Here is a 15736-nt window from a genome sequence, read left to right as displayed (position 1 = left end):
CCCCGTTTTACTGTTCCGTTTCGTTTTCTTTCTTCCGGCTCTCCGTCATCTGCTTCCAGATGGAGCCTTTCGCTTCTTCGCCGCCTTCGATTCGTTCGATCGCCATTTTCACTTGCAAGCTCACTTCAAATTCCGGATCGTTTTCCGCCGCTTTTAACGCCGGCAGCGCCGATTCGTCGCCGACTTCATACAAAAACATGGCCGCGCGCCAACGGACGAGCTTGCTTTCGTCCTTTATCGCTTCGATCATGGCCGGAATGGCCTCCGGATCGCCGATGTCGGACAAACAGTCGCCGGCGGTGCGGCGGACAGCGACAGCAGGATCTTTTAACGCTTCATACAAATACGGAAGCACCTTTTTGCCGCCGATCATGCCGAGATACGCCGTCGCCAGACGGCGAATCGCCATTTTTTCATCCTTGAGCGCCTTCGCCAACACCGGGATGTCGTCTTCGGTCGGCTCGGCCATTTGTTCGAGCGCGGCATACCGTTTGCGCCAATCCGGGTCATCGAGCATCTCGCTCGTCACTTTGAGGCTTGGACGCTTTTGCGCCGTTTTTTCCTGCTCACCGCGGCGGAACATGTTGACGATCCGCTCCAGCCGCTCGGGCGGATAGGCTGCCGACAGCTCATCGACAATTTCGCGGCCGATTTCCTCAAACGTGCCGTAGCGCACTCCTTTTTCGACCCATTTGCGCTCAAGCACAACATTTCCTGCGTATTTTTGCGCCTCAATGACCGCGTCCATAAACGGTTTCGGCAGCCCGACGCGGTGTTCGCGCTCCCCATCGACAAGCTTCACTTGCATCGGCAGACCGTACAGCATTTGCACGAACACTTTCACTTCGCCGAAATGTTCGTTTCCTTTCGGCTTTGCCTCGGCGCCGTCATCCACTTTCTCGCCGAACACTTCGCGCACTTTCGCCAAAATGTCGCGCCAGTCGTATTTCGGATGGCGTTCAATAGCCAAAAAATCAGCGACATGGTAAATGCCTTTCACTCCGTCAATGCGCATCAATGCTTGAATAAGCGGCGGCGCTTGATCGATGTTGTCCGGTTTGTAGTTATGGCGCGTGCCGGAAGGCAATTCTTCATCAAGCAATATTTTCATCGTGTTCGGGCTTGGCGTCGGCTCAATCGCTTGAATGCGCAAGCGTTACCCCTCCTTGCCTTACAGCAGCTTTTCAATTTCCTTTCTCAGCTCGCTTGGCTTTGTTTGCGGTGCGAAACGAGCTACAATCTTGCCGTTGCGGTCGACCAAAAACTTCGTGAAATTCCATTTGATCGCCTTTGTTCCCAATGCCCCCGGTGCTTGCTCTTTCAAATATTGAAACAGCGGATGGGCGTTGTCGCCGTTGACTTCGACTTTGGCGAACATTGGGAATGTCACGCCGTAATTTAGCTGGCAAAACTGCTCGATTTCCTCTTCCGTCCCCGGCTCCTGGCCGCCGAATTGGTTGCACGGGAAACCAAGCACGACAAACCCGCGATCGCGATATTCGTCATACAGCTCCTGCAGTTCTTTATACTGCGGGGTAAAGCCGCAGCGGCTCGCCGTGTTGACAATCAACAGTACGTTGCCTCGATAGACGGAAAGCGGTTGTTCCTCTCCGCGAATTGTTTTGGCGCTGAATTCATATACACTCATGATTTTTCACCTCATCCCCATCATAGCGGATTTCACCGTTTGTTTCCACTTTTTGCGCCACTACTGCCCGGCGAACAGCTGCAATTGTTCAAGTGATGAAACCATATACGGCACCATCTCCGGCAAATCGGCGGCGTTTTCCTCATAAATGAGGCGTGCAAATTCGACCACGGCTTCATTTTCATACGGACCGCGTTCATGCGGAAACGTAAAGCGGAGCGTTTGCCGTACGATTCGCTCCTCCCCCCAAATCGTCCGCAGCGTTCCTTCAATGAGCGCACAAACGGACGAGCGGCGAACCGGGAGGGTAAACAGAAGAGCGAGCCGGCAGCCGGCCCGGCCGTGATAGAGACGCTCATTGACCAGCTCAGCAAAATCAAGCGAAAGCCGCGCGGTGCAGACGACGGGCGGATCGGGCGCATCATTCAGCCGAAATGAAATGGCGTACTCCCGGAACAAACGGGCCAAATCGACAAGGTCGCGGCGGTTGACGACGGCAATCTTTCCTTGCAAGTCAGCATCATACACCGCCCCTTCCAACACCGTTTTCAAGTTGTCAAACGCCGTCGGATCCATTCGTTGTTCCTCCTTATTTCTTCGGGCTTATGAATGCCTTTCGACAGAAAAAATGAATTGAAGAAAATCGATAAACTTTTTATAATGAAATTATTTAAAAAATGAGAACGAAACGGAGGGGACATCGTTGCCAATCAACATTCCAAAAGACTTGCCTGCCAAAGAAATTCTCGAACAAGAAAACATTTTCGTCATGGATGAAGAACGGGCGTATTCACAAGACATCCGTCCGCTCAATATCGTCATTTTAAACTTGATGCCGGAAAAAGAAAAAGCAGAAACACAGCTGTTGCGCCTGCTCGGCAACTCGCCGCTGCAAGTGAACGTCACCTTTTTGCGCCCAGCGACCCATGAGCCCAAAACGACAAGCAAACATCATTTAGAACAATTTTACACGATTTTCCCGCACATCCGCCATCGCAAGTTCGACGGGATGATCATCACCGGAGCGCCGGTCGAGCAACTGCCGTTCGAAGAAGTTACGTATTGGGATGAGCTGACCGATATCATGGAATGGACGAAAACAAACGTCACGTCAACGTTGCATATTTGTTGGGGGGCACAAGCTGGCTTATACTATCACTACGGCATTCCGAAATACCCGTTGCCGGAAAAATGCTTCGGTGTGTTCAACCATACGGTGGAAGCGAAAAACGTGAAACTATTGCGCGGTTTTGACGATGTGTTCCGCATGCCGCACTCCCGCCATACAGACGTCAAGCGCGAAGATATTGAAAAAGTTCCTAAGCTGACGATTTTGTCCATGTCCGACAAAGCTGGCGTTTGCCTTGTCACCTCGAACGACGGGCGCCACATTTTCTTAACCGGCCATCCAGAATATGATGCGACAACGCTCAAAGAAGAATATGAACGCGATTTGGCCAAAGGGCTGCCGATTCACATCCCGGAATCATACTTTCCAAATGATGACCCAAGCCAGCCGCCGCTCAATACATGGCGCTCGCACGCGAATTTGCTGTTTGTGAATTGGCTCAACTATTACGTTTACCAGGAAACTCCCTACGAATGGGAATAAAAGGAAGACGTCATTTCGATCGTTCCACAAAAAAAACGCCGTTGCCTTTTGGCAAGGCGTTTTTCTTATTTTTGCATATTCCGACAATGGTCCCGTTCCTTCGCGCGCCCGATGGCATACCATATAGCAGATTTTACAGGGAGGTGGACAGAATGGGCGCTTGGCACGGAAACGGATTTGCATTAATTGTCGTTCTGTTTATTTTGTTGATTATTGTCGGATGTGCTTGCTTGGGTGGGTACGGATACTAGCAGATCTTAACAGACAGATGCCATTCAGCCGCCATGTTTGCCAGCATCCGGCCGTACTGCACGCGGGAGGACGCAACAAAAGCGTTTCCCGTTTTTTTTTTCGTTGCCGCCGCATAAAAATAGGTGAACAGCCTATACTAATGGTGCGGTGATAACGCCTAAAGGAGGTGTGATCCGTGACGAAGCGGCCAAACAAAGGCAGCCGGAACCAAAACGCGCCGACACAAGACCCGATGGCCTTGCTTCGCGGCCCAATTTCCGGCGACAACAGCAAAGGACGGCGGCAAAACAAAACCCAAAATGACAAAACCGATGAAAATGCCTAACCTACAAAAAAAGCGGCCGTTTTTTAGCCGCTTTTTGTCGCTAAAATTCAATCCCTTTCATCGCGGTCCTTCCTTGTTCATAGTCATGCTTGACCAGCTTCATTTCCGTCACGATATCGGCAACCGCCATCAGCTCTGGATGCGCCGCGCGCCCCGTGATGACAAGATGGAGCGACGGTGGGCGCGTGCAAATGAGTTCCAGCACATCGTTGACCGATAGGATGTCATCAACCGGAAACCGATCGATCGCCAAGGCATTGTTCAGTTCATCCAACACGATGACGTCATACCGTCCGGAATGCACATATTCTTTGGCCACCGCCCAAGCACGCTTCAATGCTTCACGGTGGACATCCGGCGTTTTCGTCCATGTGAAGCCGGCGCCGAGCTGGCGCACTTCGACGCCGAGGCGCTGCAGGGCCAACTGCTCGCCGTATGTGCGTTCCGGCGATTTCAAAAACTGCAAAACGGCGACATTCATTCCGCGGCCAACCGCGCGCAACGCGAGACCAAATGCGGCTGTCGTTTTTCCTTTGCCATCGCCGGTATAGACAATCACCCGCCCATCACGATGGGGCACCGACATCCGCCACGCCCCCTTGCTGTTCTGGAAACCATTGCAACGCCTCGCGCAGGCGGACGACTGTACCGATGATAATGATGGCTGGATGGGAAATGCCTGCCTGTTCCGCCTCCGCCGGCAGTGCGGCGAGCGTCGCCGCCACCGTGCGCTGCCGTTCGGTCGTTCCCCATTCAATGATGGCCGCCGGCGTATCCGACGGTTTTCCGGCTGAAATCAGCCGGCCGCAAATATCCGGCAAGTTGGCCGCTCCCATGTAGACAATGATCGTATCGCACCCTCGAGTCAACGCCTCCCAATCGATCCGCTCACTCCGATGCCCGCTGACCATCGCCACCGAGGCGGCGTAATCACGGTGGGTGACCGGAATGCCGGCGTACGCCGGCGCGGCGATGCCGGATGTCACCCCCGGAACGATTTCAAACGGGATGCCAGCTTTAGCCAACGCTTCTGCCTCTTCGCCAACGCGGCCAAAGACGCACGGATCTCCTCCTTTTAAACGAACGACCGTTTTTCCTTCCTGCGCATGCTGGATGAGCAACTCATGAATTTGTTCTTGAACGGCGTCATGTTTTCCCGGCTCTTTGCCGCAGTAAAGAAGCTCGGCGCCGGACTTCGCATAGCGCAGCAGCTTCCGGTTGACGAGCCGATCGTAAATAATGACATCCGCCCGTTCCAAGCATTCGCGGCCGTAAACCGTTATGAGCTTTTCATCCCCCGGCCCAGCGCCGACTAAATACACTTTGCCGACGGTCATCGCCCCTTCTCCCCTTTCTCATCTGTCGTGGAAACGCCCGCCGAGGCGAACGTCGCCATTTCGTTCACCATCGCCGTTGCTGACACCAAGAGCGGAAACGCTACCGCCGCGCCGCTTCCTTCGCCAAGGCGCATGCGCAAATCCAAAAGCGGCTCCTTCCCCAGCAAACGAAGGGCTATACTGTGCCCCGGCTCTTGCGAACGATGGCCGGCAATCATATAGTCTGTGACGTTCACGGCAAACTGGCGGGCAACAAGGGCAGCCACCGTGCAAATAAAGCCATCAAGCAAGATCGGAATGCGCCGTTCGGCGGCTGCCAGCATCGCCCCGGCCATAGCGGCGATCTCCAACCCGCCGATTTTCGAAAGCCATTCAAGCGGCTTCGCCGGATCCGGTCGATGAAGCAAGAGCGCCCGTCGGATCACGTCCCGTTTATGGGCAAGCGTTTCCTCCCTAATGCCGCTTCCTTTGCCGACGATGCGCTCAAGCGGCTCATCGGTCAACGTGGCCAATAAGGTGCTCGCGGCGGTCGTATTGCCGATGCCCATTTCGCCGACAATGAGCGTGCGGGCGCCTTGCTCAATGATGGACGCCGCCTGTTCGTAACCGACATGAAGCGCCTGTTCGGCCTCGGACGGCGTCATCGCTTCCGTTTCCGCAAAATTGTTCGTTCCCGGGCGCACCTTTTTCTGAATGACGCGCTCATCAGCGATCGGCACGGCGACACCGACATCGACGATCGCCAACAAACCGCCAATTTGCCGGCTGAACACATTAATCGCCGCTCCGCCGTTGGCAAAGTTGTACACCATTTGCGCCGTCACTTCGGCCGGATAGGCAGACACCCCTTCTTCCGTGACGCCATGGTCGGCCGCAAACACGAGCACTCCGGGCGGAGTGACGCGTGGAAGCAGCTCTCCGGTCATGCCGGCGAGCTCGGCCGCCACTTCTTCAAGACGGCCGAGGCTGCCGGGCGGTTTGGTCAATTGATCGATATATGCGCGTGCCTCCTCAACCATTTCGTGACAGATCGATGGAATGGAAATGTTCATGATTTTTGCACAGGATCCCCCCTCTTCCATGAATGATCAGGGCGGGGCCCAATGCGCGCTTTCCTCCTTTCTCTTCTAGCACCATATCATTCACGGCGCCGCCGACTTTTGCTGGAATTCATTCATGATCTGTTCGATCCGCTCGACCGCCACGTGCTGGCGGACATGAGCGGCAAGCCGGTCGAACGCCTTTTCTTTGAGCGAGCGAAAGAGTCGGACGCCAGAAGGAGCGATTCCTTTTTGGCGGCGAATGTTGTTGAAAAACGCGGTGCGGAACGCATCGTTATGAAACAAATCATGCATGTATGTGCCCAGCACCCGCTCATCACTGTGCTTCGCCCCTTCATGGCGGCCGTCCGCCTCAATAAGCGGCGCATAGCCGGGAAGCGGCGCCGAACGGCCCATATGAATCTCGTATCCTTGCACCGAAAACCGCTCGCCCGCCCACGTAAGCATCCCTTCCGTACGGATCGTGATTTTCGTCCGCTCAAGCGTCGTTTCAATCGGCAGCAAACCAAGCCCTTTTACTTCTGGGAGCGGCGTCTCGACTCCATACGGATCGCGGATGACGGCGCCAAGCATTTGGTAGCCGCCGCATAAGCCGACGACTCTCGCTTTTCCTTCATTGACAAGCGACACAATGCGGGAAGCGAGCCCTCTTTTCTTCATATAAATCAAGTCTTCGATCGTATTTTTGCTACCCGGCAGCACGATCACATCCGGCTCGCCAAGCTCGTCGGCATGCGTCACCAGACGGACACGGCAATCCGGCTCAGAAAGAAGCGGATCGATGTCAGTGAAATTGGCAATTTTCGGACAGCGGATCACCGCAATATCAATCGCCCCGCCCTCATCGGGCGATGCGGCAAACCGCTCAAGCGCCAGCGAATCTTCGGCATCGATCGCCAAATCGGGCAAATACGGGACGACGCCAAGCACCGGCACGCCAGTGTACTGCTCAAACCAATCGAGCCCCGGCTGCAATAGCGCCACATCGCCGCGAAACTTGTTAATGATGACGCCAATGACCCGCTTTCGGTCCTCAGGCTCAAGCAGCGCCAGCGTCCCAAAGAGGCTCGCGAACACACCGCCCCGCTCAATATCGCCGATCAACACGACCGGGGCGTTGGCAAGGCGGGCGACGCGCATGTTGACCAACTCGCGGTCATTTAAGTTTACTTCCGCCGGGCTTCCCGCTCCTTCAATGACAATCCGGTCATACTCGTTCATCAACGTTTCGAGCGACCGACGGATGACGGCCAGCCCTTGGTGGAAAAACTCGTTCCGGTAAGCGAACGCCTGCATATTGCCGTACGGTTTGCCGAGCACAACGATTTGCGATTCATGCTCGCGGCTTGGCTTAATCAAAATCGGATTCATCTCGGCGCGGGCCGCCACCCCGGCCGCTTCGGCCTGAATGCCTTGCGCCCGCCCAATTTCGTTTCCGTCCGGCGTCACGTAGGAGTTTAACGACATGTTTTGCGACTTGAACGGCGCCGTCTTCCAGCCGTCTTGGGCGAAAATGCGGCAAAACGCGGTGGCGATGACGCTCTTGCCGGCATCAGAATGGGTGCCTTGAAACATAATCGGCAGCGCCTTAGCCATTGATTGTCACCTTCTCGCATTCGGCGAGCCACCGCTCGACCATCGCCGGGGCAGACGCGAAATGAAAATGGACATAGCCGGCGACAAGCCGGTGCGCCAAATAACCGTCAGGCTTTGTTCCTTTCCGGCCGCTCGTTTCGTAGGCAAACGGCGCCTCGCCCCGCGGTTCGTACACGGAATAGTGAAATTCATGCCCGCGCGCCGTTTCTCCTTCCGGCAATAGAAAATTTCCTTTTCGACCACGCACTTCGCGGTAGCCAAGAGCCGCGAGCTTCGTCTTCATCACGACCCTCCCCGGGATGACGCCTGCCATCTCATAGGCCGTGCCGTCCGTCGCAACAAGCTGTTCGGTGAGAAACATAAACCCGCCGCATTCGGCCAACGTCGGCAACCCGTGTTCGATGGCGGCGCGGATCGACTGTTTGACCGCGGTTTGCTTGGCGAGCTTGGCGGCAAACTCTTCCGGAAACCCGCCGCCGATATACAATCCGTTCACCCCTTTTGGAAGCGGTTCGCCGGCGAGCGGGGAAAAATAAACAAGCTCCGCGCCGCAGGCGGCAAGCATCTCCAGATTCTCCGGATAGTAAAAATGAAAGGCGGCATCCTTGGCGACGGCGACGCGCACCCGGTAGCGCCGAGAGGGGTGGATGAACGGGCGCGGCGGCGCAAGCGACGGCGCGGCGGCGATGGCAAAGAGCGTTTCCCAATCGAGGGTTTGCGCCATCTTTTGCCCGAGCTCAGCAAAAAAGGAGTCCAGCTCGCCGCGCTCCACGGACGGCACGAGCCCTAAATGACGCTCCGGCAGCGCCAACGCTTCGTCTTGCGTGAGAAACCCGACGACCGGCACCCCGCACGTTTGCTCGACCGCTGCCTTGATGAGCCGAAAATGCCCTTCGCTGCCGACGCGATTAGCAAACACGCCGGCGAGGCGCACATCCGGACGAAACGTCTGAAAGCCCCGGACGATGGCGGCGGCGCTGCGGGCCATGCCGGAACAATCAACGACAAGCAACACCGGGCTTTCGGTCAACACGGCGATTTCAGCCGTCGACCCCTCGTCAGAAAGCGGCTGTTTCCCGTCAAACAGCCCCATCACCCCCTCGATGATGGCGATATCAGCCCCTTGACAACCGTTGGCGAGCACCGTTTTGACCGCTTCGCTTCCCATCATCCAACTGTCCAAGTTGCGCGCCGGCCGGCCGGTCACAGCCGTATGGTAAGTCGGGTCGATGTAGTCCGGACCGCATTTAAACCCTTGCACCGTATATCCTTGCTGCCTCATGGCCGCCATCAACCCAAGCGTCACGGTCGTTTTGCCGGCGCCGCTTCCCGGTGCGGCGATGACAAGCCGTCGCATGCCTCTTTCCCCTTTCCCTGCATGGTCGCTTTCTTTTGATGATCGATGAGCGCCACGGAAATCGTCACATTGCCGGACTTCTTTTTCACCAGCGCCATCCGATCGGCCCCGCTGTACAATTTCACGGCCGGCTCGCTCACCCCGTACGCACCGGTGTAGCGGTACACCGTTTCCGACGGCGCTTCGATCGGCACCGTGTTCAGCTCCTCTGGCGTATACACAACAAATTCCCATCCATATTTGTTTACTACCTCCAAAAGTCCTTGTTCATCCTTTTTCAAATCAATGGTGCACACTGCCTTGACGCTTTTGATCGAAAAATGAAGCTCCGCCAACGTCTCATGGATGACCGCCTCAATTTCTTCAGCCGAAGTGCCGCGGTTGCAGCCGATGCCCAAGGCGATCACTTTCGGACGATACAGGACGCCGTTTTGTAAAATCGCTTCCTCTTCCGGGTCAAGCAGGCGGTGAGTGACCACAAGCGCGGCCGCCGGGCGGGCAGCGAGCGCTTCCGCGATCGAGTCGTACACGGCAATGTTTTTGGGCAACGGCCGCCCTTCCGGCCACCAGCCGGTTTCCCCCGACTCTTGCACGATCGCGACCGGCTCTTCGTTCACGACCGCGGCGCTCACCGGCGTCAGCTTGTCAGCTGATTCCCATTCCCAGCCGAACTGGCGGCCGAACAGATCGACGGCGATTGTCTGCTGCACGTCAGAAGCGGTCGTAATGACCGGGCGGGCGCCTAAAATGGCAGCAACGCGCCGCGTCAGTTCGTTCGCTCCGCCCAAATGGCCGGACAGAACACTGATCACATGTTCAGCCTTATCATCGATCACCACGACCGCAGGATCGGTCTTTTTATCTTTTAACAGCGGAGCGATCATCCGCACGACAGCGCCGAGCGAAATGATGCAAATGAGTCCGTCATAGCGGGCGAACAACTCCGGCAACAAGGCCCTGACGTTGCCGGAAAACAGGCGGATCCCGTGCTTGGCTTCATCACCGCGGGCGAATTTATCCGTATAATAAACGTCCGCTCCCGCAAGAGCGCCGCCAAGACGTCGGGCGATCTCGACCCCGTGTTTCGTAATGGCCACGACAGCGTAGGAGCCGTGTCTTTCGTTGTTCGCGGCAGCAGCCCCCACCTTACTTCTCCCCCTTTCGATATCCGTGCGTAAACGTGCGGTCGTACAGCTTCGAACGGTATCCGCGCTCATGAATATGGGGATCGAGCGCCCAACCGGCCAACATGATCGCGTGCTTCGTCACGCCATGGCGCCGCATATCCTCAGCCATTGTGGCAACGGTGGAACGAATCACAATCTCATCCGGCCACGTCGCCTTATAGACGACCACCGTCGGCGTATCACCGCTCCAGCCCGCTTCAAGGAGCGCCGCGCTTACTTTTTTTGCAAGCGTCGCGCTTAAAAAAAGAACGAGCGTGCAATGATGTTGCGCCAGCTCCTGCAATTTCTCACGCGGCGGCATCGGCGTCCGCCCCTCGGCGCGGGTGAAAATCACCGTCTGCGTTAATTCCGGGATGGTGAGCTCCGCCTGCACGACTGCCGCGGCGGCAAATGCCGAACTGACGCCGGGGACGATTTCCACTTCAATTTCTTCTTGCTTCAACAAAGCGATTTGCTCAAGCGTCGCCCCGTAAATCGATGGATCACCGGTATGGACGCGCACGACAAGCCGGCCTTGTTTCACTTGTTCCACCATTGCCGCGACCATTTCTTCTAAATGCATGCCGGCGGTATGGAAAACGTCAGCATCCGGCTTCCGGTAGCGCTCGATCAATTCCGCGCTCACTAGCGAGTCTGTGTAAAAAATGGCGTCCGCCGCAGCGAGAAGCTCGGCGCCGCGAACCGTGATCAAATCTGGTGCGCCCGGCCCCGCTCCTACGATATACAGCTTCACTTTCTCACCACCATCAATGTCAAATATTCGAGCTCCGCCCCGTCGAGCTCCTCAACGTTCCATACCACTTCCTCGCCGGACGTCACTTTCGTCACAACAGCGGCGCGATGAAGCAAATCGAGCTCACGCAAGAGGCGAATCATCAAATCGATCACTTTCGCCACTTTAAAAAAGACGACGCAATCGTGCTCAAGAAGCACTGCTTTCATCACCTCAACATCGTCGCGGGCGGGCACGATCGCCACGGTTTCATCACCATCCGCCAGCGGCAGACGAAGCCTAGCGGCAGCAGCGTTGGCCGAACTGACGCCAGGGACAACTTCAATCGGCGCTTCCGGATAGCGGCGCTCCATCACGTGCATCAAATGGATGAACGTGCTGTACAACAGCGGGTCGCCTTCGGTCACAAACGCGACATCGCGCCCGGCCGACAGCTCCGCCCAAATGGCGTCCGCCGCCTCGTTCCACTTCGGCTCAAGCACGGCCGGGTCTTTTGTCATCGGAAAATGCAGGCCGAGCCGCCGTTTTTCCTCTGGCGCAAAATACGCATCAATAATTTGTTCCGCATAGCTTTTGCTTTGCCGCCCTTTTTTTGGATAGGCGATGACATCCGCTTCCTTTAGGCGGCGGTATGCTTTCACCGTCATAAGCTCCGGATCGCCCGGGCCAACGCCGATGCCGTACAACGTGCCGGTCATTCGTCTCCCTCCCGCTTCGCAGCCAGAATATACACCGGATTGAGCGCCTCAAAGCGCGTCAACTCTAAAATCGGCTTGCTTCGCGACACTTGCGCGAGGGTGATGTCGACATGAAACCCGCGTTCGCGCAGCTCGCGGCCCGCTTCAGCAAGCGTCTCAACCGTTGCCGCGTTGATCACGATGCGTCCATTTTTCTTCAGCCGTTTCGCACAGACGTCCAACAACGGCGCCATCGCGCCTGACGTGCCGCCGATAAAGATGGCATCCGGGTCGGCAAACTCATCGAGCCGATCGGGCGCCCTGCCGTGCACAAGCGTGATGTCAACGCGGAATTTGCGCAAGTTTTGCCGGCAAATCTCAAGGTCGTATTCATTTTTTTCAATCGCAAACACCGCCCCGTCGCGGGCGATTTTCGCCGCTTCAATCGCGACCGAACCCGTGCACGTCCCAATGTCCCAGACAACGCTGTCCAGGCGCAAGCGCAAGGCGCTTACGCTTAAGACGCGAATTTCTTTCTTTGTAATTAGCCCTTTGTCCGGCTTGCGTTGGAAAAATTCACCATCGTCAATGCCGAGCGGCCAAACCGGACCGGGAGCGGTTTGCCGCAAAATGACTATATTTAATGGAAAAAACTCGGTTTCTGCCATTTCTTCTAGCTTGAAAAACCGGCATCGCTCATTCGGCCCGCCGAGCTCCTCGCCGACAAACGCCTCATATTCCGTCATGCCGTACTCGAGCAAATAGCGGGCGATGGCGGCCGGCGAGTTCGTCTCATCGGTTAATATGGCGACTTTGCGCCGCCCGTCGATCCGTTGAGCCAAGCCTGTCAACGACCGGCCATGGACGCTGATGAACGCCGCGTCTTGCCAAGACTCGCCCATTTTCGCAAACGCCCATTGCACCGAGCTGACGGCCGGATACACTTCGATCGGCAATTTGCCGGCCAAATAGCTGCCGATGCCGTAAAACAGCGGATCGCCGGAAGCGAGCACGACCGTGTTGCGCGTCTCATGACGGAGCCGCTCCACCAGCTCCGCCAGTCCGCGGCGGATGACCATCGTTTCTCCTTCGTATTCAGGAAACATCGCCAGCTGCCGCGCACCGCCGACAAGCAGCTCGCTTTCATCAATCCAGCGTCGATACAGCTCAGGAAGACTTGCTTGCCCATCAGCCCCCACGCCGATCAACTTCATCGTCCCCATCGGTCTGCACCGCCTTTCCTAATCGTTGTCCGTTCATTGTGTAAATGGACGTGGCCACCGTCAGGCCGCCTCCGACTTCGTGAAGCGCCGCCTGGCAACACGCTTCACACAACAACTCGAAAAACTTCGTGCAACCGGCTTCTTGCATCATGTCGCCGACTTGCGCCGCTGTATTCGCGCCGCGCACCGCAGCCACCAGTTCTGGACAAGCACCTGCCTGCTCGGCGATGGCAGCCAAAAAACCAAAGTCGACCGGGGCGCTTTTCGAGTGCACCATCATCACTCCTTGGGCGACTTTCGAAAATTTCCCCATCATCCCGACCATCGACACCGTCTTGATGCCAAGCCGTTTGCATTGTTTCAGTGTAAAGCCGACAAAATCGCCCATTTCGATAAACGCTTCTTCCGGCAAATGCGGATATTCTTGCATGGCATACTTTTCGCTCCGCCCCCCGGTCGTGATGACAACATGGCGGCAGCCGTTCGCTTTCGCCACTTGAATCGCCTGCACGATGCTCGCCCGGTAGGCGGCGGTGGAGAACGGAACGACGATGCCGCGCGTTCCTAAAATCGAGATGCCGCCAATGATGCCAAGTCTCGGATTCAACGTTTTTTTGGCGATTTCCTCGCCGCCGGGCACAGAAATGACGACCTTCACCCCGCGATTTAGACCGTATTGCGCCAACACTTCGCCGACCGCTTCGCGGATCATTTGCCGCGGCACCGGATTGATCGCCGCTTCCCCGACCGGCACCGGCAGCCCCGGTTTCGTGACGCGTCCGACCCCTTCACCGCCATCGATATGAACGCCCGGCGACGAGGTCCACGAGACAGTGGAAACGATGAGCGCGCCATGCGTCGCATCCGGGTCATCGCCGCCATCCTTCACGACCGCCGCCGTCGCCGTTTCGCCATCGAACGAACAGGAGGCGAGCGAAAATGTCGCCACTCGACCAATCGGCAGACGGATCGTCGCTTCTGACTGCGCCTTTCCGGTAATAAGCGCAATGAGCGCTGCTTTCGTTGCCGCTGTCGCGCACGATCCGGTCGTATACCCTTCACGCAGCGTTTTTTTCGTTTCCATCGCCGTCATCCTCGCTCGGCCAGCAACGATAAAGCGTTCAAGGCGGCGACGGTCACTGTGCTTCCTCCTTTGCGGCCGCGGTTCGTAATAAACGGCACATCGAGTTTCGCCAATTCTTCTTTCGATTCCGCCGCCGAGACGAATCCGACCGGCAAGCCGATCACCAATCCCGGCTGCGCCTCTCCTTCTTTGATGAGACGAATGAGCTCCAATAACGCCGTCGGAGCGTTGCCGATGGCAAAAATGCCGCCTTCCGCTTCTTTCACCGCTTTGCGCATGGCGATGATCGCCCTCGTTGTGTTCAGCCGTTTCGCTTCAGCAATGACATCTTCATCGGAAATATAAACGCGCACCGCGCTGCCGAATTTCTTGAGCCGCGCTTGATTGACGCCGGCTTGCACCATTTGCACATCGGCGACGACGAGCTTGCCGCTCCGAATGGCTTCAATGCCTGAGCGGATCGCATCCGGGTGGAAAATGAGGCTTTTGCCCAGCTCAAAATCAGCCGATGCATGGATGACGCGCTGAACAATTCGATATTGTTCTTCCGTAAATGAATGTTCCCCAATTTCCTCATCAATGATTTGAAAGCTGCGCGCTTCAATTTGTTCCGGCTGCACCGTCGCCGGACGAAATGTTGTATGGAAGTCCATGACAATTCTCTCCTTTCTTCCTTTGATCGCTTGCATGGGCGGCCGCTAGAAGCCCATTCCTTCCATCCGTGCGCTTCGCTTCCCGCATGAAGGCAACAAGCTCAGACGCATGGGACGCCATTGGCGCGAAAAACGTTTTGCTGTTTTTTCTGAAAACACGTTTTACACGGTTGGAAGTGGTGCATGTTGCTTCAACGCATCGAGCACGCCGGCAAAATCGTGATGCACGATGCCGTATGACAACCGTGGGCGGCGGATGACGATGACATCGATGCCGAGCTCCTCGGCGGCAGCGATTTTCTCATCGACAAACCCGACCTTGCCGCTTTCTTTCGTGACGACGACCGTGACGCCGAAATGGCGGTATAGCGCCCGATCGAGCTCTTTCGTAAACGGCCCTTGCATCATGACGATCTGCTCTTGGGAAAACCCGAGCCGCTCGCATTTGTCAAGATTGTCTTTTCGCGGCAACATCCGTGCAATCACCTTGACGTCCGGGCGCCCGAGCAGCTTGGCAGCGAAAATGTCGAGCGTTTTGCTGCCGGTCGTCAGCATCACGACGCCGCCTTTTTCCGCCGCCAAGTCAGCCGCTTCTTCATAGCTGTCGACAAATGTCACCTTCTCGGACGAAAACGAGGACGCCTGCCGCTCGTAGCGAATGTAGGGCAACCCGGCGTCTGCTGCCGCTTGCATAGCATTTTTTGACGCCTCTTCAGCAAATGGATGGCTCGCGTCCACAATCGCTTTGGCCCCCTCGGCTTTGGCCAGATCGGAAAGCTGGGACGCATCCAAGCGGCCGGCATAGGCGCGAATGCCGGCCGACCGAAGCTGTTCGGCCGCGTGATCGGTGACGACCGTCGCGGCCACGTTATAGCCAGCCTGTTGGATCATCACCGCCAATTCGCGGGCATCGCTTGTTCCGGCTAACAACAAAATCATCGACGCTTCCTCCTTCAATGATGGTGGTGATGATGATGGTGATGGTGATGAT

The 15736-nt window shown here is 56.5% G+C and carries 18 protein-coding genes; 3 read left to right on the top strand and 15 right to left on the bottom strand.

Translation table 11 applies throughout. The features are described 5' to 3' along the window. Positions 1-7: 7 nt before the first annotated feature. From BRO54_RS16725 to BRO54_RS16715, 3 genes are read right to left on the bottom strand one after another with little or no spacing between them, the layout of a single operon-like run. The gene (locus BRO54_RS16725; protein WP_074044670.1) at positions 8-1153 is read right to left on the bottom strand and encodes a conserved virulence factor C family protein; all 1146 of its coding nucleotides are present in this window, start codon (positions 1151-1153) and stop codon (positions 8-10) included. A gap of 18 nt (positions 1154-1171) precedes the next feature. Continuing rightward, a complete protein-coding gene (locus BRO54_RS16720; protein ID WP_074044669.1) occupies positions 1172-1648 on the bottom strand; it encodes a glutathione peroxidase in 477 nt (158 codons plus the stop codon). 60 nt (positions 1649-1708) lie between these two features. Then, the gene (locus BRO54_RS16715) at positions 1709-2224 is read right to left on the bottom strand and encodes a hypothetical protein (protein WP_074044668.1); all 516 of its coding nucleotides are present in this window, start codon (positions 2222-2224) and stop codon (positions 1709-1711) included. 127 nt (positions 2225-2351) lie between these two features. Here BRO54_RS16715 and metA point away from each other — a divergent pair, with 127 nt between their 5' ends. The 3 genes from metA to BRO54_RS20130 all read left to right on the top strand — a co-directional run bounded on the left by metA (position 2352) and on the right by BRO54_RS20130 (position 3837). Then, positions 2352-3260 carry a homoserine O-acetyltransferase MetA gene (metA, locus tag BRO54_RS16710; protein WP_074044667.1) on the top strand — a complete coding sequence of 303 codons (909 nt, stop codon included), beginning with the start codon at positions 2352-2354 and terminating at the stop codon, positions 3258-3260. A 152-nt stretch (positions 3261-3412) separates the two neighbouring features. Continuing rightward, positions 3413-3511 (top strand): YjcZ family sporulation protein, encoded by a 99-nt coding sequence (locus BRO54_RS16705; protein WP_074044666.1) that lies wholly within the window; start codon positions 3413-3415, stop codon positions 3509-3511. Between the two features lie 176 nt (positions 3512-3687). Further along, a complete protein-coding gene (locus tag BRO54_RS20130) occupies positions 3688-3837 on the top strand; it encodes a hypothetical protein (RefSeq protein WP_167367385.1) in 150 nt (49 codons plus the stop codon). A gap of 40 nt (positions 3838-3877) precedes the next feature. Here BRO54_RS20130 and cobO read toward each other — a convergent pair whose 3' ends face one another. The 12 genes from cobO to cobK all read right to left on the bottom strand — a co-directional run bounded on the left by cobO (position 3878) and on the right by cobK (position 15684). After that, positions 3878-4423: a cob(I)yrinic acid a,c-diamide adenosyltransferase gene (cobO, locus tag BRO54_RS16700; RefSeq protein ID WP_074044665.1), complete on the bottom strand. Its 546-nt coding sequence runs from the start codon at positions 4421-4423 to the stop codon at positions 3878-3880. Continuing rightward, positions 4404-5174, bottom strand: coding sequence for a uroporphyrinogen-III C-methyltransferase (gene cobA / locus BRO54_RS16695; protein WP_074044664.1), 771 nt, complete (start codon positions 5172-5174; stop codon positions 4404-4406). Before cobA ends, cobO begins: the two co-directional genes overlap by 20 nt. After that, positions 5171-6226 (bottom strand): nicotinate-nucleotide--dimethylbenzimidazole phosphoribosyltransferase, encoded by a 1056-nt coding sequence (cobT, locus tag BRO54_RS16690; protein ID WP_074044672.1) that lies wholly within the window; start codon positions 6224-6226, stop codon positions 5171-5173. Before cobT ends, cobA begins: the two co-directional genes overlap by 4 nt. Before the next feature lie 90 nt (positions 6227-6316). After that, positions 6317-7831 (bottom strand): cobyric acid synthase, encoded by a 1515-nt coding sequence (locus BRO54_RS16685; RefSeq protein ID WP_074044663.1) that lies wholly within the window; start codon positions 7829-7831, stop codon positions 6317-6319. Then, positions 7824-9188: a cobyrinic acid a,c-diamide synthase CobB gene (locus BRO54_RS16680; RefSeq protein WP_074044662.1), complete on the bottom strand. Its 1365-nt coding sequence runs from the start codon at positions 9186-9188 to the stop codon at positions 7824-7826. The genes BRO54_RS16685 and BRO54_RS16680 overlap by 8 nt, the downstream gene beginning before the upstream one ends. Then, entirely contained in the window at positions 9134-10333 is a 1200-nt protein-coding gene (locus BRO54_RS16675) for a cobalt-precorrin 5A hydrolase (protein ID WP_074044661.1), read from the bottom strand. The genes BRO54_RS16680 and BRO54_RS16675 overlap by 55 nt, the downstream gene beginning before the upstream one ends. 1 nt (position 10334) lies before the next feature. After that, positions 10335-11108 (bottom strand): precorrin-4 C(11)-methyltransferase, encoded by a 774-nt coding sequence (cobM, locus tag BRO54_RS16670; RefSeq protein WP_074044660.1) that lies wholly within the window; start codon positions 11106-11108, stop codon positions 10335-10337. Further along, positions 11105-11806, bottom strand: a complete 702-nt coding sequence (gene cobI / locus BRO54_RS16665; RefSeq protein ID WP_074044659.1) for a precorrin-2 C(20)-methyltransferase — start codon at positions 11804-11806, stop codon at positions 11105-11107. Before cobI ends, cobM begins: the two co-directional genes overlap by 4 nt. Beyond that, positions 11803-13008, bottom strand: coding sequence for a bifunctional cobalt-precorrin-7 (C(5))-methyltransferase/cobalt-precorrin-6B (C(15))-methyltransferase (locus tag BRO54_RS16660; RefSeq protein WP_074044658.1), 1206 nt, complete (start codon positions 13006-13008; stop codon positions 11803-11805). The genes cobI and BRO54_RS16660 overlap by 4 nt, the downstream gene beginning before the upstream one ends. Continuing rightward, positions 12974-14092 carry a cobalt-precorrin-5B (C(1))-methyltransferase gene (locus BRO54_RS16655; protein WP_074044671.1) on the bottom strand — a complete coding sequence of 373 codons (1119 nt, stop codon included), beginning with the start codon at positions 14090-14092 and terminating at the stop codon, positions 12974-12976. Before BRO54_RS16655 ends, BRO54_RS16660 begins: the two co-directional genes overlap by 35 nt. A gap of 5 nt (positions 14093-14097) precedes the next feature. Further along, positions 14098-14745 carry a precorrin-8X methylmutase gene (locus BRO54_RS16650; protein ID WP_074044657.1) on the bottom strand — a complete coding sequence of 216 codons (648 nt, stop codon included), beginning with the start codon at positions 14743-14745 and terminating at the stop codon, positions 14098-14100. A gap of 162 nt (positions 14746-14907) precedes the next feature. Then, positions 14908-15684 (bottom strand): precorrin-6A reductase, encoded by a 777-nt coding sequence (cobK, locus tag BRO54_RS16645; protein WP_074044656.1) that lies wholly within the window; start codon positions 15682-15684, stop codon positions 14908-14910. Positions 15685-15736: the final 52 nt, after the last annotated feature.

The sequence above is a fragment of the Geobacillus proteiniphilus genome (assembly GCF_001908025.1).
Taxonomy (GTDB): Bacteria; Bacillota; Bacilli; order Bacillales; family Anoxybacillaceae; genus Geobacillus; species Geobacillus proteiniphilus.
This window is presented reverse-complemented; position numbering and strand designations above follow the sequence as displayed.

What these genes read in the sequence shown, in the direction of transcription:
- BRO54_RS16720 (WP_074044669.1), bottom strand. Translation starts at nt 1,648, where the DNA reads ATGAGTGTATATGAATTCAGCGCCAAAACAATTCGCGGAGAGGAACAA.
- BRO54_RS16715 (WP_074044668.1), bottom strand. Translation starts at nt 2,224, where the DNA reads ATGGATCCGACGGCGTTTGACAACTTGAAAACGGTGTTGGAAGGGGCG.
- BRO54_RS16705 (WP_074044666.1), top strand. Translation starts at nt 3,413, where the DNA reads ATGGGCGCTTGGCACGGAAACGGATTTGCATTAATTGTCGTTCTGTTT.
- cobO (WP_074044665.1), bottom strand. Translation starts at nt 4,423, where the DNA reads ATGTCGGTGCCCCATCGTGATGGGCGGGTGATTGTCTATACCGGCGAT.
- cobA (WP_074044664.1), bottom strand. Translation starts at nt 5,174, where the DNA reads ATGACCGTCGGCAAAGTGTATTTAGTCGGCGCTGGGCCGGGGGATGAA.
- cobT (WP_074044672.1), bottom strand. Translation starts at nt 6,226, where the DNA reads ATGAACATTTCCATTCCATCGATCTGTCACGAAATGGTTGAGGAGGCA.
- BRO54_RS16685 (WP_074044663.1), bottom strand. Translation starts at nt 7,831, where the DNA reads ATGGCTAAGGCGCTGCCGATTATGTTTCAAGGCACCCATTCTGATGCC.
- BRO54_RS16680 (WP_074044662.1), bottom strand. Translation starts at nt 9,188, where the DNA reads ATGCGACGGCTTGTCATCGCCGCACCGGGAAGCGGCGCCGGCAAAACG.
- cobI (WP_074044659.1), bottom strand. Translation starts at nt 11,806, where the DNA reads ATGACCGGCACGTTGTACGGCATCGGCGTTGGCCCGGGCGATCCGGAG.
- BRO54_RS16660 (WP_074044658.1), bottom strand. Translation starts at nt 13,008, where the DNA reads ATGGGGACGATGAAGTTGATCGGCGTGGGGGCTGATGGGCAAGCAAGT.
- BRO54_RS16655 (WP_074044671.1), bottom strand. Translation starts at nt 14,092, where the DNA reads ATGGAAACGAAAAAAACGCTGCGTGAAGGGTATACGACCGGATCGTGC.
- BRO54_RS16650 (WP_074044657.1), bottom strand. Translation starts at nt 14,745, where the DNA reads ATGGACTTCCATACAACATTTCGTCCGGCGACGGTGCAGCCGGAACAA.
- cobK (WP_074044656.1), bottom strand. Translation starts at nt 15,684, where the DNA reads ATGATTTTGTTGTTAGCCGGAACAAGCGATGCCCGCGAATTGGCGGTG.